General features: G+C 61.0%; 26 protein-coding genes and 1 tRNA gene. 12 read left to right on the forward strand and 15 right to left on the reverse strand.

Annotated features, from left to right (window positions below; translation table 11 throughout):
• Positions 1-4: 4 nt before the first annotated feature.
• The 4 genes from FJV83_RS26650 to FJV83_RS26665 form a co-directional block, all read right to left on the reverse strand.
• Positions 5-1231: a pilus assembly protein TadG-related protein gene (locus tag FJV83_RS26650; RefSeq protein ID WP_179296426.1), complete on the reverse strand. Its 1227-nt coding sequence runs from the start codon at positions 1229-1231 to the stop codon at positions 5-7.
• Positions 1232-1812: 581 nt separating this feature from the next.
• The gene (locus FJV83_RS37105; RefSeq protein ID WP_095772826.1) at positions 1813-2076 is read right to left on the reverse strand and encodes a DUF6074 family protein; all 264 of its coding nucleotides are present in this window, start codon (positions 2074-2076) and stop codon (positions 1813-1815) included.
• A 210-nt stretch (positions 2077-2286) separates the two neighbouring features.
• Positions 2287-2583, reverse strand: coding sequence for a DUF982 domain-containing protein (locus FJV83_RS26660; RefSeq protein ID WP_095772827.1), 297 nt, complete (start codon positions 2581-2583; stop codon positions 2287-2289).
• 64 nt (positions 2584-2647) lie between these two features.
• A complete protein-coding gene (locus FJV83_RS26665; protein ID WP_142876309.1) occupies positions 2648-2842 on the reverse strand; it encodes a hypothetical protein in 195 nt (64 codons plus the stop codon).
• A 40-nt stretch (positions 2843-2882) separates the two neighbouring features.
• On the opposite strand from FJV83_RS26665, the gene map reads away from it, so the two are divergent.
• The 3 genes from map to FJV83_RS26685 all read left to right on the forward strand — a co-directional run bounded on the left by map (position 2883) and on the right by FJV83_RS26685 (position 5653).
• On the forward strand, positions 2883-3710 hold the full coding sequence (map, locus tag FJV83_RS26670; RefSeq protein WP_095772828.1) for a type I methionyl aminopeptidase: 828 nt from the start codon (positions 2883-2885) through the stop codon (positions 3708-3710).
• Positions 3711-3767: 57 nt separating this feature from the next.
• Positions 3768-4529, forward strand: coding sequence for a DNA repair protein RadC (gene radC / locus FJV83_RS26675; RefSeq protein ID WP_142886290.1), 762 nt, complete (start codon positions 3768-3770; stop codon positions 4527-4529).
• A gap of 353 nt (positions 4530-4882) precedes the next feature.
• The gene (locus FJV83_RS26685; protein WP_185973405.1) at positions 4883-5653 is read left to right on the forward strand and encodes a hypothetical protein; all 771 of its coding nucleotides are present in this window, start codon (positions 4883-4885) and stop codon (positions 5651-5653) included.
• Positions 5654-5743: 90 nt separating this feature from the next.
• Here FJV83_RS26685 and FJV83_RS26690 read toward each other — a convergent pair whose 3' ends face one another.
• The 3 genes from FJV83_RS26690 to FJV83_RS26700 are packed head-to-tail and all read right to left on the reverse strand — an operon-like array spanning position 5744 to position 8467.
• Entirely contained in the window at positions 5744-6706 is a 963-nt protein-coding gene (locus FJV83_RS26690; protein ID WP_142886293.1) for a 3-keto-5-aminohexanoate cleavage protein, read from the reverse strand.
• A complete protein-coding gene (locus tag FJV83_RS26695) occupies positions 6703-7650 on the reverse strand; it encodes a 3-hydroxyacyl-CoA dehydrogenase (protein ID WP_142886294.1) in 948 nt (315 codons plus the stop codon). The genes FJV83_RS26690 and FJV83_RS26695 overlap by 4 nt, the downstream gene beginning before the upstream one ends.
• A 10-nt stretch (positions 7651-7660) precedes the next feature.
• Positions 7661-8467 carry an SDR family oxidoreductase gene (locus tag FJV83_RS26700; RefSeq protein WP_142886295.1) on the reverse strand — a complete coding sequence of 269 codons (807 nt, stop codon included), beginning with the start codon at positions 8465-8467 and terminating at the stop codon, positions 7661-7663.
• A gap of 316 nt (positions 8468-8783) precedes the next feature.
• On the opposite strand from FJV83_RS26700, the gene FJV83_RS26705 reads away from it, so the two are divergent.
• From FJV83_RS26705 to FJV83_RS26735, 7 genes are all read left to right on the forward strand, one after another.
• Positions 8784-9464 carry a GntR family transcriptional regulator gene (locus FJV83_RS26705; protein WP_142886330.1) on the forward strand — a complete coding sequence of 227 codons (681 nt, stop codon included), beginning with the start codon at positions 8784-8786 and terminating at the stop codon, positions 9462-9464.
• 263 nt (positions 9465-9727) lie between these two features.
• Entirely contained in the window at positions 9728-10612 is an 885-nt protein-coding gene (gene coxB / locus FJV83_RS26710) for a cytochrome c oxidase subunit II (protein ID WP_095791083.1), read from the forward strand.
• A 23-nt stretch (positions 10613-10635) separates the two neighbouring features.
• Positions 10636-12405, forward strand: a complete 1770-nt coding sequence (gene ctaD / locus FJV83_RS26715; protein ID WP_095772834.1) for a cytochrome c oxidase subunit I — start codon at positions 10636-10638, stop codon at positions 12403-12405.
• On the forward strand, positions 12402-13106 hold the full coding sequence (locus FJV83_RS26720; protein WP_095772835.1) for a cytochrome c oxidase subunit 3: 705 nt from the start codon (positions 12402-12404) through the stop codon (positions 13104-13106). The genes ctaD and FJV83_RS26720 overlap by 4 nt, the downstream gene beginning before the upstream one ends.
• Before the next feature lie 14 nt (positions 13107-13120).
• Positions 13121-13840 carry a heme-copper oxidase subunit III family protein gene (locus FJV83_RS26725; RefSeq protein WP_095772836.1) on the forward strand — a complete coding sequence of 240 codons (720 nt, stop codon included), beginning with the start codon at positions 13121-13123 and terminating at the stop codon, positions 13838-13840.
• A 9-nt stretch (positions 13841-13849) separates the two neighbouring features.
• Entirely contained in the window at positions 13850-14239 is a 390-nt protein-coding gene (locus FJV83_RS26730) for a cytochrome C oxidase subunit IV family protein (protein WP_095772837.1), read from the forward strand.
• A 138-nt stretch (positions 14240-14377) separates the two neighbouring features.
• Positions 14378-14851: an aminoacyl-tRNA deacylase gene (locus tag FJV83_RS26735; RefSeq protein WP_095772838.1), complete on the forward strand. Its 474-nt coding sequence runs from the start codon at positions 14378-14380 to the stop codon at positions 14849-14851.
• A 155-nt stretch (positions 14852-15006) separates the two neighbouring features.
• Here the strand turns inward: FJV83_RS26735 and FJV83_RS26740 are convergent, their stop codons facing one another.
• The 5 genes from FJV83_RS26740 to tig all read right to left on the reverse strand — a co-directional run bounded on the left by FJV83_RS26740 (position 15007) and on the right by tig (position 19954).
• Complete coding sequence (locus tag FJV83_RS26740; protein ID WP_095772839.1) at positions 15007-15819, reverse strand: DUF2189 domain-containing protein; 813 nt, start codon at positions 15817-15819, stop codon at positions 15007-15009.
• 457 nt (positions 15820-16276) lie between these two features.
• A complete protein-coding gene (locus tag FJV83_RS26745) occupies positions 16277-17212 on the reverse strand; it encodes a heme o synthase (protein ID WP_142886296.1) in 936 nt (311 codons plus the stop codon).
• A 36-nt stretch (positions 17213-17248) separates the two neighbouring features.
• Positions 17249-17629 carry a cytochrome c family protein gene (locus FJV83_RS26750; protein WP_027046909.1) on the reverse strand — a complete coding sequence of 127 codons (381 nt, stop codon included), beginning with the start codon at positions 17627-17629 and terminating at the stop codon, positions 17249-17251.
• Between the two features lie 153 nt (positions 17630-17782).
• Complete coding sequence (locus FJV83_RS26755; protein ID WP_246691927.1) at positions 17783-18457, reverse strand: hypothetical protein; 675 nt, start codon at positions 18455-18457, stop codon at positions 17783-17785.
• 12 nt (positions 18458-18469) lie between these two features.
• A complete protein-coding gene (gene tig / locus FJV83_RS26760) occupies positions 18470-19954 on the reverse strand; it encodes a trigger factor (protein ID WP_142886297.1) in 1485 nt (494 codons plus the stop codon).
• Between the two features lie 371 nt (positions 19955-20325).
• Between tig and FJV83_RS26765 the strand changes: the two genes are divergently transcribed.
• A tRNA-Leu gene (locus FJV83_RS26765) sits at positions 20326-20410 on the forward strand.
• Between the two features lie 90 nt (positions 20411-20500).
• On the opposite strand, the gene FJV83_RS26770 is transcribed toward FJV83_RS26765, so the two are convergent.
• A complete protein-coding gene (locus FJV83_RS26770; RefSeq protein ID WP_095787517.1) occupies positions 20501-20893 on the reverse strand; it encodes a RidA family protein in 393 nt (130 codons plus the stop codon).
• A 660-nt stretch (positions 20894-21553) separates the two neighbouring features.
• Here FJV83_RS26770 and FJV83_RS26775 point away from each other — a divergent pair.
• The gene (locus FJV83_RS26775) at positions 21554-22405 is read left to right on the forward strand and encodes a hypothetical protein (RefSeq protein WP_142886298.1); all 852 of its coding nucleotides are present in this window, start codon (positions 21554-21556) and stop codon (positions 22403-22405) included.
• A gap of 219 nt (positions 22406-22624) precedes the next feature.
• Here the strand turns inward: FJV83_RS26775 and FJV83_RS26780 are convergent, their stop codons facing one another.
• Both FJV83_RS26780 and FJV83_RS26785 read right to left on the reverse strand, forming a co-directional pair.
• Positions 22625-23209: a GDYXXLXY domain-containing protein gene (locus FJV83_RS26780; protein ID WP_142886299.1), complete on the reverse strand. Its 585-nt coding sequence runs from the start codon at positions 23207-23209 to the stop codon at positions 22625-22627.
• Complete coding sequence (locus FJV83_RS26785) at positions 23206-24324, reverse strand: DUF2157 domain-containing protein (RefSeq protein WP_142886300.1); 1119 nt, start codon at positions 24322-24324, stop codon at positions 23206-23208. Before FJV83_RS26785 ends, FJV83_RS26780 begins: the two co-directional genes overlap by 4 nt.
• Between the last annotated feature and the right edge of the window lie 222 nt (positions 24325-24546).

A 24546-nucleotide genomic window follows, 5' to 3' on the forward strand; every position in this document is an offset into this window, starting at 1 on the left:
GAGGCTACTCCACCAGCGCCACGGACCGCGCCGCCGGAATGTCGCGCATTCCGAGGCTCGTGCAATCCTGGTTGATGGTCGTGCTGCCGGACCATTGAATCGTATTGGCGACGACCTGGGTGCAGCCGCTGTTGCCCGAGAAATTGCCAAGATAATTCACTTGCTGTTTGGGGAAGTAGATGGCCCCGGTTAGCAGCGAATCCGCTGTTCCATTGAATGTGCTGGATGCACTGTTGCCGGCCCTGTCGCCGTAGAACAGCACACCGGAATAGATACCCGAGGTCGGCGCGCTGAGCTTCACGGAGGCGTTGCCATTCATGCTGACGGTCGAACTGCCCGACATGAAGATGGTCACATCGCTGCCGGTGATGATCGCGTTGGCGTTTATCTTGAGATCGCCCTGAACGACATAGACGCCGGGCGAGAGGGCGACATTGCCCTTCAGCGTCATGCCGCTGCAATAGGTGCCTGGGCTCAGCGTCGCCTTGTTGTCGTTCTGGCATGGGTTCGAGGCCGCCGGAACCGGGAGGTCTGCAAATGGATCTGCCGCAGGCAGCGCCTGGGTGATCGGGGCCGCGCAGACCGTGGTGACGGGATTGCTGAGAGACACGCCGCCCGCCGATATCAGGCAATCGACCTGGAGGCTCGCCGAGCCCTGGAGCTTGATGGCGTCCGGAGCGATCGAATTGGACATCACCACGCAGCCGGTGACCTTCACGGTGGTATTGCCTGAAAACGATGCAGCCTGCGAGGCGGTCTGGTCGAGCGCGGTCATGCAGGCCTTCGAGGCATCGGTGATGAGAGCCACCGCCCTCGCCTGTTCGGGAACCTGGCTCTGCGTGAAGATCGAGGTGAACATCCGGTTGAGGTTCTGAGCGACGATGACCTCGACCGCCTTCTTCGCCGTATTCGGCCCGGACGCCGGCGGCGTGTTGACGATGATCGTGCCCGAGCCCAGCCCGTTCGTCGCTGCCGACTGCGTCGCGGCCGCGACGATCGTCGGCTTGTCGGAACCCGAGATCTGTTCAAGCGCGCCGGCATAGGCCGCGGCATCGGCCGTCGCCTGTAGTCTCAGGCTGTTGTAGTACCAGTAGGAGGTCTCCACGCCAAAGCCGGCCGCGCCGACGACGATCGGCAGGCTGAGGGCGAAGATGGTGGCAACATTCGCCCGTGTGCTCCGGCGTATACCGGTCGCCATGATCCGAATTCGGGCGAAGCAATTGAAAATCATAACTTAAATTAGAAAGCATGCATATATGAAGGAACGGCTAAAAAGTTCGGTTCATTTTTTGATGAGGGCTTCGATTGGCTTCAAACAGTGGGCCGTCGGCTGATCAGTGCATGCAGACGTCGCGATAGGCAAGAAACTCACGGCGCTGGAACGTCAGCACGGTTCGGCACCTTGCGCCTGGGCAAAAGCCCTCGAACTACATGTTGCTGGCTGGACGAATCGGAGGCGGTGGGCGATGCGCGGGTTTTTGCCGCGATTTAATGGGAATGTCCGCCAAGGATGCGCGTCTCGGCTTGATGGACAGCGATAGGGCATTGCCACGGCGCTTCAGCAGCCCAACTGATATCTTGGCAACGAGGTCCCGTATTTCCATGGGCGCTCCTCCCGAGCAGCCCCCGCCACCTTATTATTAGCAGCGAAGCGATTCTCCGCATTTAACTTTGATGTATCAAGGTCGCGCGATGTTGCTTCGATGTCAGGCTCATCGAACGCCATCTCCGCCCGTTGACGGTGACCGCGTCCTCGGCCGCCCTCGGGACAACGAAGGCGCAGCCAGGTGCTGCCTGGAAGAAATATTTTCTTCAGGCGGAAAGAACTGGAGCCGACTCAGTCGCCAGTCCAGCCGAAAGCTCTCTCTGTACGGCCAGGAAAAACCTGCGCACTTCATCACTGGCGGTTGCTCTGTCCCTGCCCGACCCGACAACCAGGTCAAGCAACTCGGCCGCTTTAGCCCTCCAGAACGAGGCTGCAGGCTCGCCATGCAGATTGTCTAGGCTGGCTGCAACTTCCCTGACCAAGAACAGCTGACGGTCGATCGGGAATGCACGGACTTTTTCTGGGGACATCTTCCAAACCTGAACTGACGCAACGAATCAACCATTGCTGAACAAGCATTGGCGTAGCCGCCAAGGTGGAAACGGAAGCTTAACGCCGCTGTCGATGCATCATCGTGCGAGGAAATGCAGATGATGATTCAGGCACGAGATCACCACGCACATTCAAGCCAAGTTGGTTGAGAAAACGGAGTTGGTCGATCGGAACAGGCGAAGCAGCCCTCAGGCCCGCTGCAGGCTTGCCTCGCCGCCACGCTTGCGCGGCGCCATCATGTCGCTGGCCATCAGTCCGGTGACACGGCAGAACGCCATGAACGCCCGGCAGGCATCCTCGGTCTTGACCACGTCCACCGTGGCGCCGAAGCAGGCATTGAAGGCTTTCTGATACACCGGTCCCTGCCGGCGCGCCGGCCAGTCCTGCAGGAAATCCAGCGCCTGCTCGACGCTGTAAATCTCCTCGACGGGCAAGCCGGGGCCTTGCGCAATGCGCACCGGCACCTCGAATTGCAATCTATCCATCCGCAAATCTCCCGACCCCGTCGCCCAGGCAGCGCCGTTCGTCGTCAAAAGTTGCTTTGCCCGCTCAGTGCCACGCAAATGTGTCGTCACTGCGGAAACGGCCGTTTTTGCTTCGCACGATGGCCGGAAAGGAAAGCAACCGTGCAAAAACCGATCGAAATTGGCCCGACGATACGAATATCCCGCCGGCTAAGCCCGCATCAGCCAGTTCTTCCTTGAACCTTTTGCCCTCAAGTGCCAAATCTGGCGGAATACCCACGCCAGAACTCCTGCAGCGCTTACCCTTCCATACGGACAAAATGGTCACCTATCTCGACGCCGCCACGGCCCCTCTCAGAAACACCGGCCAGATCCGCCTCTATGGCGAGGACGGTTTTGCCGGCATGCGCAAGGCATGTGACCTCACCGCCCGTTGCCTGGACGCGCTGGTGCCGATGGTCGCGCCCGGCGTCACCACGGACGCCATCGACCGTTTCGTCTTCGAGTTCGGCATGGATCACGGCGCGCTGCCGGCGACGCTCAACTATCGCGGCTACACGAAATCGTCCTGCACCTCGATCAACCACGTCGTCTGTCACGGCATTCCCGACAACAAGCCGCTGAAGGATGGCGACATCGTCAACATCGACGTCACCTACATTCTCGATGGCTGGCATGGCGATTCCTCGCGCATGTATCCGGTCGGCACCATCAAGCGCGCGGCCGAACGTCTGCTCGAGGTCACCCATGAATGCCTGATGCGCGGCATCGCCGCCGTCAGGCCGGGTGCCCGCACCGGCGCCATCGGCGCCGCCATCCAGACTTTTGCCGAAGCGGAGCGCTGCTCGGTGGTGCGCGACTTCTGCGGCCATGGCGTCGGCCAGCTCTTCCACGACGCCCCCAACATCCTGCACTATGGCAGCGCCAATGAGGGCGTCGAGATGCGGCCCGGCATGATCTTCACCATCGAGCCGATGATCAATCTCGGCCGGCCGCATGTGAAGGTGCTGTCGGATGGCTGGACGGCGGTGACGCGGGACCGTTCGCTGTCGGCACAGTACGAGCACACGATCGGCGTGACCGACACCGGCTGCGAGATTTTCACGCTCTCGCCCAAGAACCTCGACCGGCCCGGCCTGCCGGCCTGATATTTTGATACGTCGGGCGAGCGCCTTGCCCGACTGATTGGCTGGATGCGGGGGCTGATGGGGAAGGCCAGCGACGACGACGAGCGGAGTTTCTTCGCCGAGGTGCCGGTTCGGCCCGCGGCGAAGGCGAGGCCCTTTCCAGCTGAAAAGCCTGGATATCTCGGCCACCGCGACCGTTTGCGCGAGCGCTTTGCCTCGGCGGGTCCAGACGCCCTGCCCGACTATGAACTTCTGGAGCTCTTGCTCTTCCGGCTGATCCCGCGCGCCGACACCAAACCGGCCGCCAAGGCGTTGCTGGCGCGCTTCGGCACGCTGGCCGAAGTGCTTGGCGCGCCCGTCAACCTGCTGCAGGAGGTCAAGGGCATCGGCCCGGCGGTGGCGTTCGACCTGAAGGTTGTCGCCGCGACAGCGCAACGCATGGCGCATGGCGAGGTGCACGGCCGTGAAGTCCTTTCGTCATGGACGCAGCTCCTCGCCTATTGCCGCTCGGCCATGGCCTTCGAGGCGCGCGAGCAATTCCGCATCCTGTTCCTCGACAAGAAGAACGCGCTGATCGCCGACGAGGTGCAGCAGACCGGCACTGTCGACCACACGCCCGTCTATCCCAGGGAAGTGGTCAAGCGCGCGCTCGAACTGTCGGCCACCGCGATCATCCTGGTGCACAACCACCCGTCAGGCGATCCGACGCCATCGCGCGCCGATATCGAGATGACGAAAGAGATCATCGAAGCGGGCAAACGGCTGGGCATCGGCGTGCACGACCACATCATCATCGGGCGCAAGGGATACGCCAGCATGAAGGGCCTGCTGCTGATCTAGGGGCAACGACCAACATGGCGACCATGCCGTCTTCGCTGAAAGCAAAGCCATGGCGTTCCTGCCTCACGCATTCGGCCAGGCTTTCGTCATCGACTTCCGGTATTCCAACGCGTTTCCGACCGACATTGTCTGACGGACGGGACCATGGTCCTGGCTGGTATGGGACTTCAGTAGCACAGCGACCTCACGGCGCCTATTTGCATGAAATATCAATAAGTTAAGCCACAAGCCATTACCAGACTCGCGCATTGCGACCGCATTTGTCTAAAGTTTACTCCGTACGATTAGTGGATTCTCATATTACGCTGATCTAGCGCGGTTGGGCGGAGGTGGCGATTCCCCGAGGAGAAACCATGACAAACCGAAAAACTCTGTTCGCGGCGATTGCCGCATTGGCGCTTCTGACGTCGCCGGCGCTCGCCGGGGGCGGCGGCAACGGGCACGGTGGCGGCCACGGTGGCAGCAACGGCAATGGCGGCGGCAATGCTGGCGGCAATGGCAAAGGCAACAGCGGTGCCTCGCATGGCAAGTCTGCGTCGGCCCCCGGACGTGTTGGCAAGGTGGATGCTGATGCCACGACCGACACCACGGTCGACACGACCACCAAGGTCGCAGCCGTGCCGAAGGAGAAAAACATCCATGCCAAACTCGGCCGGCTGAATTCGCTGCAGCGCAACATCAACGCCTATATGAATTCCAAGAGCAAGAAGTTCGCCGCCCTCCAGGCCTTCGTGACACAGTCGGCGAAAGCCAAGGTTGCCCAGGCCGCGGCTGAGACGGCAGCCGCCACGGCCGCCGCCGCGCAGGCCCAACTGGATAAGCTGAATGCGCAACTGACCGCACTGCAGGCTGATCCGAATGCCACGGCTGCGCAGATCCAGGCTGTGAAAGATCAGATCACCGCCCAGCAGGCCGTTGTCGACGCCGACAACGCAGCGGCGGACCAGGCTGAGGCGGCGGCTGCCACGGCAACCGTCGGCACCGACCAGGCATCGCTCGATGCAGCGCTGACGGACATGGCCAACAAGCCCGTCGACGACGACGTCACCGCCTGGGCCGAAGGCGTCCTTGCAGACAAGATCGACCAGATGGCTACCAAGATCGAAGCGCAGACGACGCCTTAGGCGTCGACCGGAACAGCAATAGCAAGGCCGCCGGCGGCCTTGCTATTTCTTGACCATCGAGAAAAACTCGCACCCTCGGTCCTGGCCGGGTCAGAAGGCGACCTTGTCGCCGCCCTTCAGGGACAGGATCTCGCGCGCCTCGTCAGGCGTCGCCACCTCCATGCCAAGCCCTTCGATGAGCTTGCGCGCCAGCAAGACCTGTTCGGCGTTCGACTTGGCGAGCTTGCCCTTGCCGGCCCACAGGCTGTCCTCCAGCCCAACGCGGATGTTGCCGCCGAGTGCTGCCGATTGCGCGGCGATGCGCAGCTGGCTGGCGCCGGCGCCCAGCACCGACCAGCGGAACTGGTCGCCGAACAGCCGGTCAGCTGTGCGCTTCATATGGGCGACGTCTTCGGGATGGGTGCCGATGCCGCCGAGCAGGCCAAACACCGACTGCACGAAGAACGGCGGCTTCACCAGCCCCCGATCGACGAAGTGGGCGAGGTTGTAGAGATGGGCGATGTCGTAGCACTCGAACTCGAAGCGCGTGCCATTGTCGTAGCAAGTCGCCAGAATGTATTCGATGTCCTTGAACGAGTTGCGGAAAACGAGGTCGCGCGTCGCCTCCAGATGCGGCTTTTCCCAGTCGAACTTGAAGGTCTCGTACTTGTCGGCGAGGTGATAGAGCCCGAAATTTATCGAGCCCATATTGAGTGAGGCGACCTCAGGTTTGAACTGGGCAGCCGGGCGCACGCGCTCCTCGACCTTCATGTACGGGCTGCCGCCTGTGGTGATGTTGATGGCGGCATTGGTTCCTTGCTTGACGTGCGGCAGGAAGCGGGCGAACGCCTCCGGCGTCTGGTCGGGCTTGCCGGTTTCCGGGTCTCGCGCATGCAGATGCAGGATCGCAGCACCGGCCTGCGCCGCCGCGATCGCTTCCGAGGCGATCTGATCCGGCGTGATCGGCAGATAGGGCGACATGGTCGGCGTGTGGATCGCACCCGTCACCGCGCAGGTGATGATGACCTTGCCCTTGGCCGCCGATGCGCCTGATTTGCGGCTGGTTTCTTTCATTGTCCGAACTCCTGATCCGATTTCTTCTTGTGTGCCGCCAGCGCCATCAGCCGGCGATCCCGCCAGACCTGCCGGTCACCCAGGCTTTCCCTCGGCAGGCGCTTGCTGCGCTCGGCCTCGACCGTTTTCATGACATCGCCCGCCCAGTCGACGCGGCGCAGCATCTGCGGGAAGATGTTGGAATAGATGCCTTGGTAACGATCGACATAGTCGCGCACGCCGCCGGGTGCGTTGAGGTCGATGGTCTCGAACGGTCCCATGAAGGACCAGCGCAGTGCCAAGCCATCGCGAATGCCGATATCGACATCCTCGACACTGGCGTAGCCGTCCGCGACAAGCCGGAAAGCCTCCTCCAGCAAGGCCCCTTGCAGGCGGTTCATGATGAAGCCGTCGAGCTCGCGCCTCATCACCAGCGGCGCGTGGCCGGCGTCGATGAGGAAGGCGCGCGTCTTCTCCAGCGTCTCGGCGGAAGTCCACGGCGCCGGCACCACCTCTGCCGCCGGAATGAGATAGGGCGGGTTGATCGGATGCACGACTAGGCAGCGGTGCCGCCCTTGCAGATGGTCGGTGAATTTCGACGGCAACAACGCCGAGGTGGAACTGGCGATGATCGTTTGCGGCCCGGCAAGCCGATCGATCAGCGAGAACACCTCCCGCTTCACATCCAGGTTTTCAGGCGTGTTTTCCTGGACATGGGTTGCGCCGGCCAGCGCCTCCGCCAGCTCGCCAACGATGGCGATGCGGCCAAGCACGGTGTCGACGGATTGCCCGCGCAGCAGGTCGTTCGCGGAGAGATCGCCGAGCACGCCCTCTATGTAGTCGCGCGCCCCGCCCGTCGCGGCAGGCGACTGATCCCACATGCGCACATCATGGCCGGCGCGGGCGAAGCTGATTGCCCAGGCCCGCCCGATGAACCCGCTTCCGACAATCGCGACATTGGCCATGGCTTGGTCCTCAAAGTGTTTCGACGTTGCCGTCAACGCCGAGCGACTGGCCGGAAATGTTGATGCCCGCATCGGAGAGCAGGAACGCCACCATCGAGGCCACGTCATAGGGGCTGGTCATGCGGCGCAGCGAGATGTTCTGCAGATAGCGGCCCGTCATCTCCTCGTGGCTGATGCCGACCTGTTTGGCGCGCGCCGCGATGACGCTTTCGATGCGTGGCCCCTCGATGATGCCGGGCAGGATGGCATTGACCCTGATGCCGTGCGGCCCAAGCTCCTTGGCGAGGCTTTGCGTGAAGCCGATAACGCCGAATTTGGCGGCCGAATAGGGCGTGCGGAACGCGTAGCCATGGCGGCCGGCCGCCGACGACATGGACACGATCGAGCCGCCGCCGGCTGCCTTGATCAGCGGTACGGCGCGCCTTGCGCAGAGGAACTGCCCGGTCAGGCAGATATCGATGCAGCGCCGCCAGTCATCCGGTTCGATCTCGTCGACACCGCCTGTCGGCCCGGCAATGCCGGCGTTGTTGATCAGCGCGTCGAGCCCGCCGAGTTTCTCCTTGACCGTCTCGAACAGCCGGTCGACGTCCTCGTCGCGCGAGACATCGGCCTTGGCCGCCGCGACCAGGTCGATCTTGCCGGGAGCCGCGGCCAGCGCCTCGTCGGAGATGTCGCAGACGACGATGCGTGCGCCGAGCCGCGACAGCGTGTCGGCGATGGCGAAGCCGATGCCGCCGGCGCCCGCCGTCACCAGCACGCGCTGCCCTTTCAGCCCGGCCAGAAATTCGTCCGCCGATGCGGGTGCCTTTGCGCTCATCGTCCTGTCCTTTTCATTGCAGCCGCCGTTCGCGCAGCGCCATGACGGCGCCCAGAACGACCAGCCCGTAAAGAATTGCCCTGGTGGCGTAGGCAGCGTGGTGCCGGCCAGCAGCATCTGCAGCGCCGTCAAAAGCAGCACGCCGCCGAGCATGCCCTCGTCATTCGATGTCGGAGACCGTATCATCATTTGATCAACGATCAATGATGAAATATCTTACATCAAGACTGGGGCGCCGACGCTTGACGCGGCAGCCGGAACCCTGCATTCCGGGAACGAGTTATGGCGCGGCCTTTGCGCCGAAAGGTTGATGGAAATGGCCGGAGCGGCGTTCAGGAAGCCGGGTGTCGAGATCGTGCCCCTGTCCAGGGAGACCCTGCAGGACAGGGTCTATCGCCACGTCACCGAATTGATCCTCGACGGCAGCATCGTGCCTGGCGAGATGGTGACGGTGCAAAGCCTGGCCGACGCCTTCGGGGTCAGTCCTATGCCGGTCAGGGAGGCATTGCGGCGACTGACCGCGGCCAATGCCCTGATGGTCGTTTCAGGGCGCTCGATCGGCATTCCCGCACTCAGCCGCGCGCGCCTCATCGATCTCAGGAATGTCCGCTTCGAGATCGAGGCGATCGCCGCCGCCTGGGCGGCAGAGCGCATCGACGATCAGGGCATCGCGCAACTCGGCCAGCAACTGACAGCGCTCGAACAGGCCAACGCGGCGGGAGACGTCAAATCCTATCTGCGCGCCAACTACGCCTTTCACTTCTCCATCTACCGCGCGGCCGGCTCGGAAAACATCCTCAACATCATCGAGAATCTCTGGCTGCAGATCAGTCCCTATTTCAACATGCTGCATGATTCCGGAAATTATTCGACCGCCAACGAGCATCACCAGGAGATGTTCGCGGCACTGCGCAACCGCGATGCCGAAGCCGTCCGCCAGGCCGTCCGCGCCGATATTGACGCCGCCTTCGACGTCCTGGTCGACCTGCTGAAATAGCACTGGGAATCCGGCTAAAACAGCCTCCGCTCATATCCTCCCCAAGCGCCGTTCGGAATTCCTGCTCGAACGATCGTTGAGGCGGTCAGAAGGTCATTCCAGCCTGCTGCTGATCCAGGGATAGCCCGTCTCGCTGCGGCAAAGGACGCATTTTTCCCGTCAAGATAGTAGCCTCTGGAATTGCGACCCCAAATTAAGCTATGATGCGCTTGGCATTTCTTGCGGGCGGCTTCGCTCCCCCTTGAATGCCGGAGGAACGGGACATGGCCGTAGCGCTTGTACTCGTTTTGATCGTCGTGGGCTCGGTGTTGTTTCACCTCCTGAGCCCATGGTGGTGGACGCCGATTGCCTCGAACTGGGCCTATATCGACAACACCATCATCATCACCTTCTGGATCACCGGCGTCGTCTTCGCCGCCGTCGTGCTTTTCATGGCCTATTGCGTGTTCCGCTTCCGTCATCGGGAAGGCAATCGTGCTGCGTACGAACCGGAGAACAAGCGGCTCGAATCGTGGCTGACGATCGTCACCGCGGTTGGGGTCACGGCGCTACTGGTTCCCGGCCTGTTCGTCTGGAGCCGATTTGTTACCGTTCCACGCGACGCGACAGAGGTCGAGGTCATTGGCCAGCAATGGCAATGGAGTTTCCGCCTGCCCGGCAGGGACGGCAAGCTCGGTACATCAGACACGCGCGATGTCGGTGCCGACAATCCGCTGGGGGTCATCCCCAGCGATCCCAATGGTCAGGACGATGTCGTGGTCGCAGCGGCCGATCTGCATCTGCCGGTCGGCAAACCGGTCAAGATGCTGCTCCGCTCGATCGATGTGCTGCATGATTTCTATGTACCGGAATTCCGCGCCAAGATGGACATGATCCCGGGCTCGGTGACCTATTTCTGGTTCACCCCGACCAGGACCGGAACCTTCCAGGTCCTATGCGCCGAACTTTGCGGCCAGGGACATCCGATGATGCATGGCGTCGTGATGGTCGACACCCAGGAAGATTATGTCGCCTGGCTCGGCCAGCAGCAGACTTTTGCACAATTGTCGGCCCCCCAGAAGACGGGGTCGGCAGACGAGACGACGGGACAGACCGCGGCAGCGGGTCCCGAAATTGCAGCAAGGCTCGAAACGGTAGGGTCTCGCTGAAAAAAGGACACGGAGGTGTTCCTATGGTCGACATCACCCCTGCAGATGGCATCCCGCCGGCCGAAGTCGCGGAAGTAGAACTCTACCATCCGCACAGTTGGTGGACCAAATACGTCTTCTCGCAGGACGCCAAGGTCATCGCCGTCCAGTATTCGGCAACGGCAACAGCAATCGGCCTGGTCGCCCTGGTGCTGTCCTGGCTGATGCGACTGCAGCTTGGCTTTCCCGGCACGTTCGACTTCATCACCCCGGAGGCCTACTACCAGTTCATCACCATGCACGGCATGATCATGGTGATCTACCTGCTCACCGCCCTCTTCCTCGGCGGCTTTGGCAACTATCTGATCCCCCTGATGGTCGGCGCGCGCGACATGGTCTTTCCCTATGTCAACATGCTGAGCTACTGGATCTACCTGCTCGCCGTGCTGGTCCTGGTGTCGAGCTTCTTTGCGCCCGGCGGACCGACGGGCGCCGGCTGGACGCTCTATCCGCCGCAGGCCATCATGAGCGGGACGCCAGGCGGCCAGGACTGGGGCATCATCCTGATGCTCTCCTCACTGATCCTGTTCATCATCGGCTTCACGATGGGTGGCCTCAACTATGTGGTGACCGTGCTGCAGGGTCGCACCCGCGGCATGACGATGATGCGGCTGCCGCTGACCGTCTGGGGCATCTTCACCGCGACCGTCATGGCGCTGCTCGCCTTTCCGGCGCTGTTCGTCGCCAGCGTGATGATGCTGCTTGACCGCGTGCTCGGCACCAGCTTCTTCATGCCGGCGATTTCCGAGATGGGCGAGCAGTTGCAACACAATGGCGGCAGCCCGATCCTGTTCCAGCACCTGTTCTGGTTCTTCGGCCATCCCGAGGTCTACATCGTGGCGCTGCCGGCGTTCGGCATCGTATCCGACCTGATCAGCACCCATGCACGCAAGAACATCTTCGGCTACCGGATGATGGTCTGGGCCATCGTCGGCATTGGCGCGCTGAGTTTCGTGGTCTGGGCGCACCACATGTATGTCAGCGGCATGCACCCTTATTTTGGCTTCTTCTTCGCCACCACGACGCTGATCATCGCCATTCCGACCGCCATCAAGGTCTATAATTGGGTGCTGACCCTGTGGCGCGGCGACATCCATCTCACCATACCCATGCTGTTCGCCCTGGCTTTCATCGTCACCTTCGTCAATGGCGGGCTGACCGGCCTGTTCCTCGGCAATGTCGTCGTCGATGTTCCGCTGTCCGACACGATGTTCGTCGTCGCCCATTTCCATATGGTCATGGGTGTCGCCCCGATCCTCGTGGTCTTTGGCGCGATCTACCATTGGTACCCGAAGGTCACCGGCCGGATGCTCCACGAAACGCTGGGCCGGTTCCATTTCTGGGTCACCTTCCTCGGCGCCTACCTGATTTTCTTCCCCATGCACTACCTCGGCTTGATGGGCGTGCCGCGGCGCTATGCCGAACTGACCGACATGACGATCATGACGGAGTCGGCCCATCACCTGAACTCTTTCATCAGCGTCATGGCCTTCATTGTCGGCTTCGCCCAGATGGTGTTCCTGTTCAACCTGATCTGGAGCATCCGCCATGGCCGCGAGGCCGGCGGCAATCCGTGGCGGGCCACGACCCTCGAATGGCAGACGCCGCAAACACCGCCGGCCCACGGCAATTTCGGCAAGGACCTGCCGATTGTCTATCGCTGGGCTTACGATTACAGCGTACCGGGTGCCAAGGAAGACTTCATCCCGCAGAACATGCCGGGCTCCTTCGGACCCTCAAGGGAGCCGGCATGAGCGTCATCCTGGTCTTCCTGCTCGTCATTGCCGGTTTTGCCGGATGGTGGCTTTCGCACCAGCGGCTGATGACGAAGCCATGGCTCGAGCAAGGTCTGGCCGGTGATTTTGTCGGGCTCGACCGGTCGGCCCTGCCAACAGCCAAGATAGGTCTCGGCGTTTTCCTTGCTGTCGTCGGCTGCCTGTTCGCGCTCTTCACCAGTGCTTATTTCATGCGGATGGCGGTGTCGGACTGGCAGCCGTTGCCCCTGCCGCGACTGCTCTGGCTCAACACCGGCGTGCTGGTCCTGAGCAGCGTCGCCCTGCAATGCACTTCGGTGGCGGCGCGCAGGGGTCAGATCGACACTGTCAGGCTCGGCCTTGCCACGGCCGGGCTCACCGCGCTCGCCTTCCTGGTCGGTCAGTTCATGGCATGGCGGCAGCTGACCGCCGACGGCTATTTCCTGGCCTCCAATCCGGCCAACAGCTTCTTTTACCTGATAACCGGCATGCATGGCCTGCACGTCTTGGGAGGGCTGGTGGGTCTGGGCAGGACGACCACGAGCGCCTGGACTGGAGCGCGGCCGGAACGGCTTCGCCTCGGCGTGGAACTATGCGCCATGTACTGGCATTTCCTACTCTTCGTCTGGCTTGCCATCTTCGCGTTGCTGGCCGGCTGGGCCGCGACGTTCATCGACATTTGCCGGGAGTTGCTGACCTAAAGGGGATCAAGCGGATGGCAGAGACACTGACACATATCGGCCATACGGAGCCACGGCCTACAGGCTGGCGAGGCATTGCCGCCGATTGGTCCTCGGATCAGCGTGCGTTCAAGAACGTGTCCTGGGGCAAGGCCATGATGTGGATATTCCTGCTCAGCGACACCTTCATCTTCGGCTGCTTCCTGCTCTCCTACATGACCGCGCGCATTTCGACACGGGTGCCGTGGCCCAATCCGAGCGAGGTCTTTGCGCTTCGTATCGGCGGCTCGGATATCCCGCTGATCCTTATTGCCATCATGACCTTCGTGCTGATCTCCAGCAGCGGAACAATGGCCATGGCGGTCAACTTCGGCTATCGCCACGACCGCCGCAAGACGGCCATCCTCATGCTTCTGACCGCGGCACTCGGCGCGACCTTTGTCGGCATGCAAGCCTTCGAATGGACAAAGCTGATCACTGAAGGGGTGCGACCCTGGGGTAATCCCTGGGGTGCCGCACAATTCGGGTCGTGTTTCTTCATGATCACCGGTTTCCACGGCACGCATGTGACGATTGGTGTGATCTTCCTGATCATCGTGGCGCGCAAAGTCTGGCGCGGAGACTACGACCTCGGACGGCGCGGCTTCTTCACCAGCCGCACCGGCCGCTACGAGAATGTCGAGATCATGGGGTTGTACTGGCACTTCGTCGATCTGGTCTGGGTGTTCATCTTCGCATTCTTCTATCTTTGGTGAGAGGCAGACATGGCTGAAGCAACCGCAAACGGCCTAGGACAACACGCACTTCATGCGGCAGCGCCGGCGGCCGTCGCCCGTGCCGACGTGCATCAGCAACATCCGATCAAGCTCTATCTGGTGGTCTGGGCGTGGCTGTTCATCCTCAGCACCTGCTCCTACCTGGTCGACTATTTCGGCCTCCACGGCTATCTCAGATGGTCGCTGATCCTGATCTTCATGATCCTCAAGGCAGGGCTGATCGTCGCTGTCTTCATGCACATGGCCTGGGAACGGCTGGCGCTGGCCTATGCGATCATCCTGCCGCCGATACTGGTGCTGGTGTTCGTGACAATGATGGTCTTCGAAGCCGACTACACGCTTTTCACCCGGCTGGCATTTTTCGGAGCCGGACCCTGAGGCACGAACCGCATTCAGATCTTGCCGCCGCGCCTCGAACCATCAGCAGCTGGTCTATTTTAGTATCGGAAACGACATAAGGAGAATGACTGCCCTCGTTTCCCCACCCGTCGCGAACTCCGGCAAAGGGAGGCCAAGATGACGATCGCTACCAGACTGAAGGACTTTATCGACAGGAAGGGAATTTCATACGACACAGTCGCCCACCATCGCACGTCCACCAGCAGACAGTCCGCCATCGCGGCGCATGTACCCGGCAGCATAGTGGCCAAATCGGTCGTTGTTCACCACGAGCTCGGCTATGCGTTGGCCGTGGTTCCCAGCACGCACAGGATCGAGCTCGGCACATTGCAAGACGTCATGGACAAGCGTCTCGGACTGGCCTCCGAAGACGAGGTGACTTCGCTCTTCGCTGATTGCGATACCGGCGCCATTCCGCCGATCGGCGCCCCCTACGATGTGCCGGTGATTGTCGATGACAGCCTTGGTGATGCCGCCGACATCTACTTCGAAGGCGGCGACCACAGAACGCTGGTGCATGTCAGCGGCGAGGATTTCCGCAACTTGACGATGGGCGCATACCGCGCCCGCTTCAGCCACCGGGCTTACTGACGGCTTCGATCAAACCCGCACCGGCATCCTGAGCAATCCAGGAAAAGTGTGATCGGTTTTCCGTCCGGAATTGCGTTAAAACAAAGAAATAGAGCATTTTACCGTTTCCATGAAACGGTAAAATGCTCTGGCCGGTGCGGTGAAGCAAAACGTCCTCAACTCGTCGGTCTGGCGGGCGACTCCACAACCTTGCGGTAGACATGCCAGGTGGCATGGCCGAGGATCGGCAACACGACGGCGAGCCCGACGAACACCGGCAGCGAGCCAATGATCAGGCCGACGGCGACGATCAGCCCCCAGACAGCCATCACGATCGGGTTCGCCAGGACCGCACGCACCGAGGTGTGGATCGCTTCATAGGCACCGACATCGCGGTCGAGCAACAATGGGAAGGCGACGACCGTCGTGCACAACACCACCACGGCAAAGACAAAGCCGATGGCGTGCCCCAATATGATCAGCGTCCAGCCGCGTCCCGTGGCAAATATCGCGTTGATGAAGCTGGATATCGATTCCGGCGGAGCCGGGCCGAAAAGATATTCGTAGAATATCTTCGCCGTCAAAAGCCACGTGATGAAGATTGCAAACAGCATGATCCCGACCGCCGCGATGGCCGGCAGCGCCGGAGAATTCCTGACCTCGAAAGCGTGCCTCCAGGAGGTGTCGAGCCCGGCTTCCCGTCTACGGCTGATTTCATAGAGGCCTATCGCCGCGAATGGGCCAACCAGCGCAAAGCCAGAAACCAGCGGAAACAACAACGGTAAGGCATTGGCGCCTGAAGTCCAGGCGGCGAGCACGACGCCCACGAGCGGATAGATCAGGCAGAGAAAGATGATATGCGACGGTTTGACCATGAAATCATCGACGCCCCGCCTGAGCGCGTCAAAAAGGTCGGAAACAGAGATTTTTCGAATTTTGGTATGTTCCAGCGTCTCGCTGGCGCCTGCTATCACATGAAAGCTTGCCATGACCGTTCCTCCAGACCGGGTCCGGAAAGGTCGCGATTTAGCGGTGCTGACGTTTGCGTGACTGGCCACGCAAAACCGCGACCTGCACCGCCACCAATATACTCTCTTGTGAGGGACTTGTCGCCCGTTGTTGGGCCGCATGGCTGGCTCTGGAAACCCTTCTTCGATATGCTCATGCTGCGCCGCATGTCTCTTTTTTGGGGCACGTAAAGGCGCTGGACCACTTGGATCCTTTGCGAACCGGAGAGCGGTGCAGCAGAGTCGATCCCGATCCTCAGGACCATGCACTGGGTCGAAGGCGAAGGTCATGGACGCAAGGACGCTTCTCATAGTCGGCCTTGGCATAATCATTCTGCTGTTGCTGGGATTCTGTGCGCTGCCATCGTGACGGCACTGCGCCGTCTTCGGCACGGCACTCGCCGGCCGGCCAGAGCGGTTCGCGGATGGCGATCTGCGCTCAGATCCCGGCTGAGATCAGCGCGCGCATGGCAATGGTATCGGCAAGCAGCGCGGCGAAGATCGCGAAAAGATAGAGGATCGAATAGGCAAACAGCGCCTTGGCGGGTTTCAGCTCCGTTTCGGAAGCGGCCAGAACCTTCCATGAATGCCAGATGAAACCGACGCCCAATGCGGCCGAGGCGATTCCGTAGTAGCCGCTGGTGTATCCGAAGAGCCAAGGCAGCAGGCCGACCGGCGCCAGAAGCAAGGCATAGGCAAGGATTTGCCTACGCGTCGAAGCAGGGCCGGCCACATTCGGCATCATCGGAATGCCGGCAGCGGCGTAGTCGCCAACCTTGAACAGCGCCAGCGCCCAGAAATGCGGCGGCGTCCACAGAAAGATGATCAGAAACAGGATGAGGCTTTCGATGCCGACGGCGCCGGTTGCGGCCGCCCAGCCAATGACAGGAGGGAGGGCACCAGCCGCGCCGCCGATGACGATGTTCTGCGGTGTCGAGCGCTTCAGCCACATCGTGTAGATGACGATGTAGAAGAAGATGGTGAAGGCCAGCAGCGATGCGGCAAGCCAGCCTACCAGTACGCCGAGTGTCATGACCGAAAGCGCGGAAAGCACAAGGCCGAAGCCGAGAGCTTCGCCCGGCGCGACGCGGCCCGACGGAACCGGCCGTCTTGACGTGCGCGACATCAGCGCGTCGATGTCTGCGTCATACCACATGTTGAGGGCCCCCGCCGCTCCTGCTCCGATCGCAATCGAACCGATTGCGATCACGGCGATGACCGGATTCATCGCGCCAGGCGCCACCATCAGGCCTACGAAAGCGGTGAATACGGCAAGCGCCATGACCCGTGGCTTCAAAAGCGCGAAGAAATCGGCCGCCGTCGCTTCCGAAAGGCGGATGGAGGTATCCTTGAGGGGGCTTTCCCTAGTCGACATCTCGGACGACCACCGATGGGTGGCGAGGGGGCCAGGTCACTTGGAGAAGGTTTTCAGATAGGCAATGACGTTGGCCACGTCCGCATCGTTCTTGAGGCCGGGAAACGTCATTTTGGTGCCTTTGACCATGGCCTTGGGATCGTGAAGGTAGGTCGTCAGCGTTGGCTCGTCCCATTTGACGCCGGATTTGCCGGCCGCAATCATGGCATCGGAGTATTTAAAATCCGGATGAGTACCGGCCGTGCGGCCGATGACGCCGTGCAGCGATGGACCGATCTTGTTCTTGTCCTCGTTTGCGATGTGGCAGACTTGGCATTTGGTGAAGACCTTCTCACCAGCCGCGGCATCCTGTGCCTGCGACGGATGCGCGATGAAGATCGTAACGGACACCCCAGCAAAAAACGCTATAGCGCGCATGGCATTTCCTCCCTGATCGCCATTTATGCCTCGGACGATCGCGCCTTGGGCAGAATATCTCTCCCCAGTGGAATTGCGGTACAAACATACCATGGAATCCAGGCGGCGGGTAGAAAAAGCCAAGCATTGCGAAGGTTTAGAACCCAGCCACGCTCAAGGCGGATCGGTCCGGCAGCTTCCGGCGATCTGCTCAACCGCCTCTTCGAGCCCCGCAAGGTCGAAATCCGCCTGGCCGCGGCCTGACAACAAGCCGAACCGCCATGAAAGCGACAGCCGGCTTGCGGGAACAAGGCGCTTGATGCCGTCGGCGCCGTCGCGCACCAGCATTCGGCCGCGCGATCCGACCGACCAGCTCTCGTCGAACTTGCCGCCGTCGTCAACAGTGACGGACATGGTGATCTTGCGGCTGGCCGAAACCCCGTCATTCAACTGCAGCCATTCGGTCCAGCGCGGTTCTCCGTCTGCCCGGCAGGCAATGGTCAACACCGGGCTGTAACTCAAGGCACCGCCACCCGTGATCAGCTTGTTGGTGCCATGAAGCGAAGCGGTCACAAGGCCATCATCGTCCGTTCCGAAGCGCCACTCGCCGGCAAGCGCGCCGGCCTGGGCAACATCGCAGGCGAAGGCCAGAACGAGCGCCAGGGCACGGGACGCCCCTTTTCGAAGAATAGGCTCAACGCCCCCTCCAGGAACCACACGGTTTGCAACAGCAGCGCAGATAATGCTCAACGCCAGGTATCGCCAAGTGCCATTTCCCGCAAAGCGAATCGGCTGTTGCAGTTTCGCAACGAAAAAGGCCGCCTCGAGGGCGGCCTTCGTCGATTCCATCAAGCTCGGGACTTATTCGGCGTCCTTGGCGGCCTTTTTCTTCGGCGCGGCCTTCTTCTTCGGCTCTTCCGCCTCGTCGCCGGCCTCGCTCGCCTTGGCTTCAGCCTTCTTGGCCGCGGCCTTCTTCGCGGGCTTCGCCTTGGTCGTGGTTTCCGCGTCCTCGTCGTCGGCCATCAGCTCTTCCTTGCTGACCTTGACGTCGGTGACCGAGATCTGGCCGAGAAGGTGGTCGACGACCTTCTCCTCGAACATCGGCGCGCGCAGCGCATTCAGCGCCTCGGGGTTGCTGCGGTAGAACTCGAAAGCTTCCTGCTGCTGGTTGGCCGGGAAGCGGCGAACCTGCTCGAACAGGCCACGCTGCAATTCCTCGTCCGATACGGTGACACCGGCCTTCTCGCCGATCTCCGCCAGCACCAGGCCGAGACGCACCCGGCGTTCGGCAAGACGCTGATATTCGGCGCGGGCTTCTTCTTCGGTCGTCTCTTCGTCGGCGAAGGTGCGGCCGGCGGCCTCCAGGTCGCGGGTGACCTGAGCCCATATGTTGTTGAACTCGGCCTCGATGAGCTTCGACGGCGCCTCGAACGAATAGGCGGCATCGAGCTGGTCGAGCAGCTGGCGCTTGACCTTCTGGCGCGTCATCGAGCCGAACTGGTTCTCGATCTGGCCGCGCACGATCTCACGCAGGCGCTCCAACGATTCCAAGCCAAGGTTCTTGGCGGTCTCGTCGTTGATTTCCAGCTCGCCCGGCTTCGACACTTCCTTGACGGTGACATCGAACGTGGCTTCCTTGCCGGCCAGATGTGCGGCCTGGTAGTTTTCCGGGAAGGTCACGGTGACCTGCTTTTCGTCACCGGCCTTGGTGCCGATAAGCTGGTCCTCGAAGCCAGGAATGAATTCCTTGGAGCCCAGCACCAACGGCTGGTCGGTGCCGGCGCCGCCGGCAAAGGCCTCGCCATCGATCTTGCCGACATAGTCGATGCTGACGCGGTCGCCTTCGGCGGCCTTGCCGGTCTTCGGCGCATAGCTGCGTGCCGATTCGGCAACGCGCTTGACCTGATCGTCGATCTCGGCCTCAGGCACGTCGAACACCTGACGCGTCACCTTGATGTCGGAGAAATCCTTGATCTCGATCGCCGGGATGACCTCATAGTTGAGGCGGAACTCGAAGTCGGTCCCGCCGGCCAGGATCTTCTCGGCTTCCTTCTCGTCCTCGGTCATGATGACTTCGGGCTGCATGGCGGCCTTTTCGCCGCGGCCCGTAATGATCGAACGGGTGGAGTCGTTGAGGATCTCGTTGACCACTTCGGCCATGAACGACTTGCCATAGACCTTGCGCAGGTGCTGCACCGGCACCTTGCCCGGCCGGAAGCCGTTGATGCGAACCTTGTTGCGCGCGTCCGAGAGCCTCGCCATCAGCTTGGCTTCCATGTCACCGGCCGGCACGGTGATCTTGATCTCGCGCTTGAGACCGGAATTGAGCGTTTCGGTGACCTGCATCGTAAAACCTTTGTTTTCACCAATGAGACTGCCACGGCCTCTGCCGTTTACAGCCTGCCGGTATATTCTTGCCGGGAATGGCTTTTGGTACGGAACCTGGCGATTTGACCGAAATTACGGCTCAAACTCTCCCAAACTGCGTTCCAAAATGTGAATAAGTTCTTGTTTTTCCTACTTCTTATCACATTCTGCAGAAGCGGATCGTCGCGTCCCGTCACATTTGACACGCCTTTTGTCACAGGCGAGCCTAATTTTCAACAGTCTTCGCGCTTAGGCGAATAACCAACATTTCGGCCCTAGCCCACATCTCGTCTCTGACATCTCGTCTCCGACATTGACAGAATGACGGCTACATGGGATTGCCGGGCGATGCGGATGTGGCGGAACTGGTAGACGCCCTGGATTTAGGTTCCAGTGCCGAAAGGCGTGGGGGTTCGAGTCCCTTCATCCGCACCACCCTTCGCTCTGCGAGCTTCGGGTCGCAGGCCACCTGAAGCTCGCTAGATGGCAAAGAGACTCCTCGGAAGCTAGCTTCTGATGGCCTCGTCAAATGACCGCTATCGCATCGACCTCTATGAGGTAGCCTGGGGACATTATCGCCACCCCGACCACCACATTGGCTGGCTTGTGATCTCCAAACAGCGAAATCTGCGCTTCTTCGATGATCGGCACATGTTCGTCGCGCTTGTAGTCGACAATGTAGATCGTAATCTTGCAAACCTGCTCGGGCCGCGCGCCTGCCGCACTGAGCGCCCGGCCGAGATTGCCGAATGCCAGGCGCGCTTGCGCCGCAAAATCACCATGCCCAACCAGCTTGCCGTTTATGTCTTCGGGCTGCTGACCTGAGATGAATACCAGCTTGGATCCCGTCGCGACGACAACCTGTGTGTACATCTCTGGAACTGGCAGATCATCGGGGTTGATGAGTTCGAGCGACACTGGACAATCTCCTGCTTTGTTCGGCTGAAATCGATAGTGATGATCACCGCGCCGCTGGCACACAGGGCGACAGCGCCGGGCGCGTGACATCAACGGCACGGCCCCGCGCGAAATCTCCCAGGGCGACGACGCGCTGGCCAGCGCGCCGATTGGGGTCAACGCCATCAACACGGCTAACTCAGTGCATTTCGCATGGGGTGTCCGGCAATGATTGGTCAGTCGACAGCGTACTGTCAATTGATCCGGCCGGCGCGCGGTGGCGCATCCACATGTCGCCGGAGCATGCGGATTTGGCGGAACTGGTAGATGCCCTGGATTTAGGGTCCGGTGCCGAAAGACGTGGGGGTCCTTCATCTGCACCAATCTTTTCGGCGAATGGCCCCCACGAAATCCAACTTTCAAAGAAGGCTCTTGAAATAGCGCGTAGACAGGTTCTTATTGGCTGAAGGCAGGTTGGGGCTCTGTCAGTTTGTGCGTGTATTGTCTCTAGTTCTGGCGGTAGGGTCGATTGTAGCGGCGGCAACATCTCAGGTTGAGGCCCTAGAATACACGCCTGTTTCGTCTCCAGGGCAGCAGCCGTTTCTTGTTGTTTCCGGAGAGTTCAAAGACAATGAACCCCTGAACGCCTTTAGCAACGCGGTTGCGGGCAGCGGGGCTCGGATGATCGTATTCAACTCCCCCGGCGGCAACGTCGGCAGCGCGCTTCGGTTGGGGCGTATGATCCGCGCGGCGGGATTGGATACGCTTCAGGTTCGCCAATTGCAGTGCGCTTCAGCCTGCTCACTGGCCTTCTTGGGTGGCGTCCACCGTGTTGCCGAACCAGGTACTATCGGCATTCATCGGGCTTGGTTGAAATGGACTGACGGGATTTCCAGAGAAGAAGCCAAGGCCCGTGTCGAGCTCGGAACGGCCGCAATCACATCCTATGTAGTCGAGATGGGAGTGGACCCCGAGCTGATTGAATTGGCGTCGAGCTATGACAAGCATGACATAAGATACCTATCGGCCAGCGAAATGGCAGAGTTGCGTGTGACCAATGTCGCAGCGAACCAATCGCCCGTGGATACGTCGCAGGTGTCGACGCGGCCAGATCCTGCGCCTGTGCCAGTGCCTGCACCTGACGCAAGGCAACAGGCGGAGAGCGCTGCGGTCGCCTTCGTCAAGGATCTGATCGAGCATCATGGCGACAACGACGATTTCGCTCTTGCTCAAGTTCAGGCGTCCTACGCTCGCACCGTCGACTATTATGGCAAGTTGACGAACCTGAGTTCGATCATTCAGGACAAGAGGAACTATTACCGGCGATGGCCTGAACGCATATATAACGTCCGCAATGACAGCATTGTGGTCACCTGTGCAAACGATCGCTGCATGGTTTCTGGTGTGTATGACTGGCTTGTGCGCAGCCCCTCGACACACAAGCAGGAAAAAGGCGTAGCAGACTTTAGCTACACAATATCGATTGGTCCCTATCCCAAAATCATCGCCGAGACGAGTAAGGTCCGGAGTTGACCAGCGGAATCCTCCATCCTGAGTCAGTGAACTTTCTTGCGAAAAATCTGTTTGGCTATTTCGCATAGTGGCACACGCCACTCCCGGTGGGGCACTACAGTTGACACAAAATGAGTCCATGCCGGTGCCGCGCTGCCGCAACGCTTGTACGGCAAGGCCTTACACTTGATTTAGAGGCGTCTGGTCTTGCTTCGCACCGATAACCGGCATCCATCGATATTAATATAGCGGCTCCTCGAATAGCGTCTTGTCCCCGTCCACCAGCGCCTTGATCTGCGCGGTGCCGTCGCTGGCGAGCGCAAGTCTTATCCCGAACGGGCGCACCCGCATGTCGCTCTGGATCGCCATCCCCTCGCCTTCCGGCAGGTAGAACCGCTCGATGCCGTAGTCCGGCGCGATGGTCATGCCCTCGCTGCGCAGATCCCAGCCTTCGGCGACATGGCCTGCAATATCAGCCTCGTCGGCTGCGGCCGGCGCCGGCGCCTTGCCGAACCAGGCGGTGGTCGGCGTCCAATAACCGTCGGCGCCCTTTTTCAGCCGGACCACGATCGACGTATCGTCGCTGGAGAATTTGCCGGCGGGAATGTTGGCGATCATTTTCACCGGAATGCGCGAAATCGCGTAGCCGAGGATGATGTAGTCGCCGCGCAGCAGATCGCGCGGATCGACGGGTTCGATCCTCAGCAGCGCTTCCTTGCCGTTGCGCAGGATCGCCGCCCGGCCGGCGATGATCCAGCTCAGGAACCCGATCTGGACGAGCGCCAGCACCAGCGCCGAGATAACAAGCCTCTTTCCGGTCATCATGCGGTGGCTCCCCCCGTTGCCGGACCCTTCATGCGTTTTTCGACGCGGATGATGATGATCGCCAGGATGCCGAGCAGCACCGCGGCGGCAAGGAAGAAGCCGGCTGTGTCGAGCATCGACTGCAAGGTCACGACATAGATCATGGCGAGTTCGAAGGCGAAGCCGAGATAGGCAAGCCAGCGCAGGCCACGGCTCTCCCGTCCCGCCAGCACGATGGCGGCGACGATGCCGGCCAGCGCAACGACCGAGGCAATGGCGAAACCGCTGTTGTAAGTGCTTTCGTCGGCCAGTTCGAACTGGATGATGGCCAGCCCGGTAAGAAAGCCGAGCAGCGCATGCAGGGGCAAGCGGCCGCCGAGTTGCACGATCCTGTCGACCGGTTCCGGTGCGAAGACAGAAGCCGCGAAGAGCACGGCGGAGACGATGACCAGAGGGATCGCCACCGGCAGCGTCGCGTGATTGCCGGCCAACAGCACGATATAGAAGAGCAGCGACAAGATGATCAGGTGCCGCGCGGCCTGGCTGCGGGTCCAGAACGAGACGGCAAACAGCACGATGGCCATGACGACGAAGGCATGCGGAAACTCGCTGCGGCTGTAATAGTCGAACCCCTTCAGGAACAGCCAGGCGTCGGCGATGCCGACCGAAGCGACGGTCAGCGGGTTCGACCGCAGCGCGACTGCCGCCAGCGCCGTTCCGGCGCCCCAGGTGACCAGCGCGGAAGCCTCGTCGCCGGACAGATGGTACATCTGGCCGATCAGCGCGATCGAACCGCCAAAGGCAGCCGCCGCCACGATCCACAGGGCTTCGCCGATCGCCGCATGGTCGCGCGTCTTCAGCACCGCGCCGCCGACATAACCGCCAAGGATGATGGCAAACAGCGCCGCGACCCGCGCCAGCCGCGGAAAGGCATCCCAGTTGGCAGCGACGAAGATCAGGATGGCCGCGCCGAACAGCAGGGCCGCCATCATGGCCAGGATCGAACCGAAGCTCAGCGACTTGCGCGTATTCGCCTCGACGTCTCGCGTCAGGGCGTCGGCCGTCGCGGCGTCGATCAGGCCTGCCTGGAGCCACCGCACAATGTCGGATCTGACCCGTGTCGAATAGCCCGCCATGTCCTGCATCCCCCGCTAGGTCGTTTTTTTAACCGAACCAGCCAAACCGTTGACGTCACGGCACTTTCCGATTCTGGCTTCTTTGTGTCAGGTCCATGAAGGCGCGTTAATGTTGCATTGCACAATTTGCATTGCTGCCATGCAGCCATAGCGCTTTTAAATCGATATGAGCCCGCCTATTTATAGTTCGTACACAAACGGAATGATCCGCAAGAAAGACGA

Origin of the sequence: Mesorhizobium sp. WSM4307 (genome assembly GCF_007003945.1) — a bacterium.
In the GTDB taxonomy this organism is placed as follows: Bacteria; Pseudomonadota; Alphaproteobacteria; order Rhizobiales; family Rhizobiaceae; genus Mesorhizobium.

Coding starts and splice junctions, on each gene's coding strand:
- FJV83_RS37105 (WP_095772826.1), bottom strand. CDS start 2,076: ATGTCCCCAGAAAAAGTCCGTGCATTCCCGATCGACCGTCAGCTGTTC.
- FJV83_RS26660 (WP_095772827.1), bottom strand. CDS start 2,583: ATGGATAGATTGCAATTCGAGGTGCCGGTGCGCATTGCGCAAGGCCCC.
- radC (WP_142886290.1), top strand. CDS start 3,768: ATGGGGAAGGCCAGCGACGACGACGAGCGGAGTTTCTTCGCCGAGGTG.
- FJV83_RS26775 (WP_142886298.1), top strand. CDS start 21,554: ATGATCGTATTCAACTCCCCCGGCGGCAACGTCGGCAGCGCGCTTCGG.
- FJV83_RS26725 (WP_095772836.1), top strand. CDS start 13,121: ATGGCAGAGACACTGACACATATCGGCCATACGGAGCCACGGCCTACA.
- FJV83_RS26785 (WP_142886300.1), bottom strand. CDS start 24,324: ATGGCGGGCTATTCGACACGGGTCAGATCCGACATTGTGCGGTGGCTC.
- FJV83_RS26690 (WP_142886293.1), bottom strand. CDS start 6,706: ATGAAAGAAACCAGCCGCAAATCAGGCGCATCGGCGGCCAAGGGCAAG.
- FJV83_RS26735 (WP_095772838.1), top strand. CDS start 14,378: ATGACGATCGCTACCAGACTGAAGGACTTTATCGACAGGAAGGGAATT.
- FJV83_RS26650 (WP_179296426.1), bottom strand. CDS start 1,231: ATGATTTTCAATTGCTTCGCCCGAATTCGGATCATGGCGACCGGTATA.
- coxB (WP_095791083.1), top strand. CDS start 9,728: ATGGCCGTAGCGCTTGTACTCGTTTTGATCGTCGTGGGCTCGGTGTTG.
- FJV83_RS26755 (WP_246691927.1), bottom strand. CDS start 18,457: ATGGAATCGACGAAGGCCGCCCTCGAGGCGGCCTTTTTCGTTGCGAAA.
- FJV83_RS26730 (WP_095772837.1), top strand. CDS start 13,850: ATGGCTGAAGCAACCGCAAACGGCCTAGGACAACACGCACTTCATGCG.
- FJV83_RS26720 (WP_095772835.1), top strand. CDS start 12,402: ATGAGCGTCATCCTGGTCTTCCTGCTCGTCATTGCCGGTTTTGCCGGA.
- map (WP_095772828.1), top strand. CDS start 2,883: ATGGTCACCTATCTCGACGCCGCCACGGCCCCTCTCAGAAACACCGGC.
- FJV83_RS26705 (WP_142886330.1), top strand. CDS start 8,784: ATGGCCGGAGCGGCGTTCAGGAAGCCGGGTGTCGAGATCGTGCCCCTG.
- FJV83_RS26700 (WP_142886295.1), bottom strand. CDS start 8,467: ATGAGCGCAAAGGCACCCGCATCGGCGGACGAATTTCTGGCCGGGCTG.
- FJV83_RS26740 (WP_095772839.1), bottom strand. CDS start 15,819: ATGGCAAGCTTTCATGTGATAGCAGGCGCCAGCGAGACGCTGGAACAT.
- FJV83_RS26695 (WP_142886294.1), bottom strand. CDS start 7,650: ATGGCCAATGTCGCGATTGTCGGAAGCGGGTTCATCGGGCGGGCCTGG.
- FJV83_RS26780 (WP_142886299.1), bottom strand. CDS start 23,209: ATGATGACCGGAAAGAGGCTTGTTATCTCGGCGCTGGTGCTGGCGCTC.
- ctaD (WP_095772834.1), top strand. CDS start 10,636: ATGGTCGACATCACCCCTGCAGATGGCATCCCGCCGGCCGAAGTCGCG.
- FJV83_RS26685 (WP_185973405.1), top strand. CDS start 4,883: ATGACAAACCGAAAAACTCTGTTCGCGGCGATTGCCGCATTGGCGCTT.
- FJV83_RS26750 (WP_027046909.1), bottom strand. CDS start 17,629: ATGCGCGCTATAGCGTTTTTTGCTGGGGTGTCCGTTACGATCTTCATC.
- FJV83_RS26745 (WP_142886296.1), bottom strand. CDS start 17,212: ATGTCGACTAGGGAAAGCCCCCTCAAGGATACCTCCATCCGCCTTTCG.
- tig (WP_142886297.1), bottom strand. CDS start 19,954: ATGCAGGTCACCGAAACGCTCAATTCCGGTCTCAAGCGCGAGATCAAG.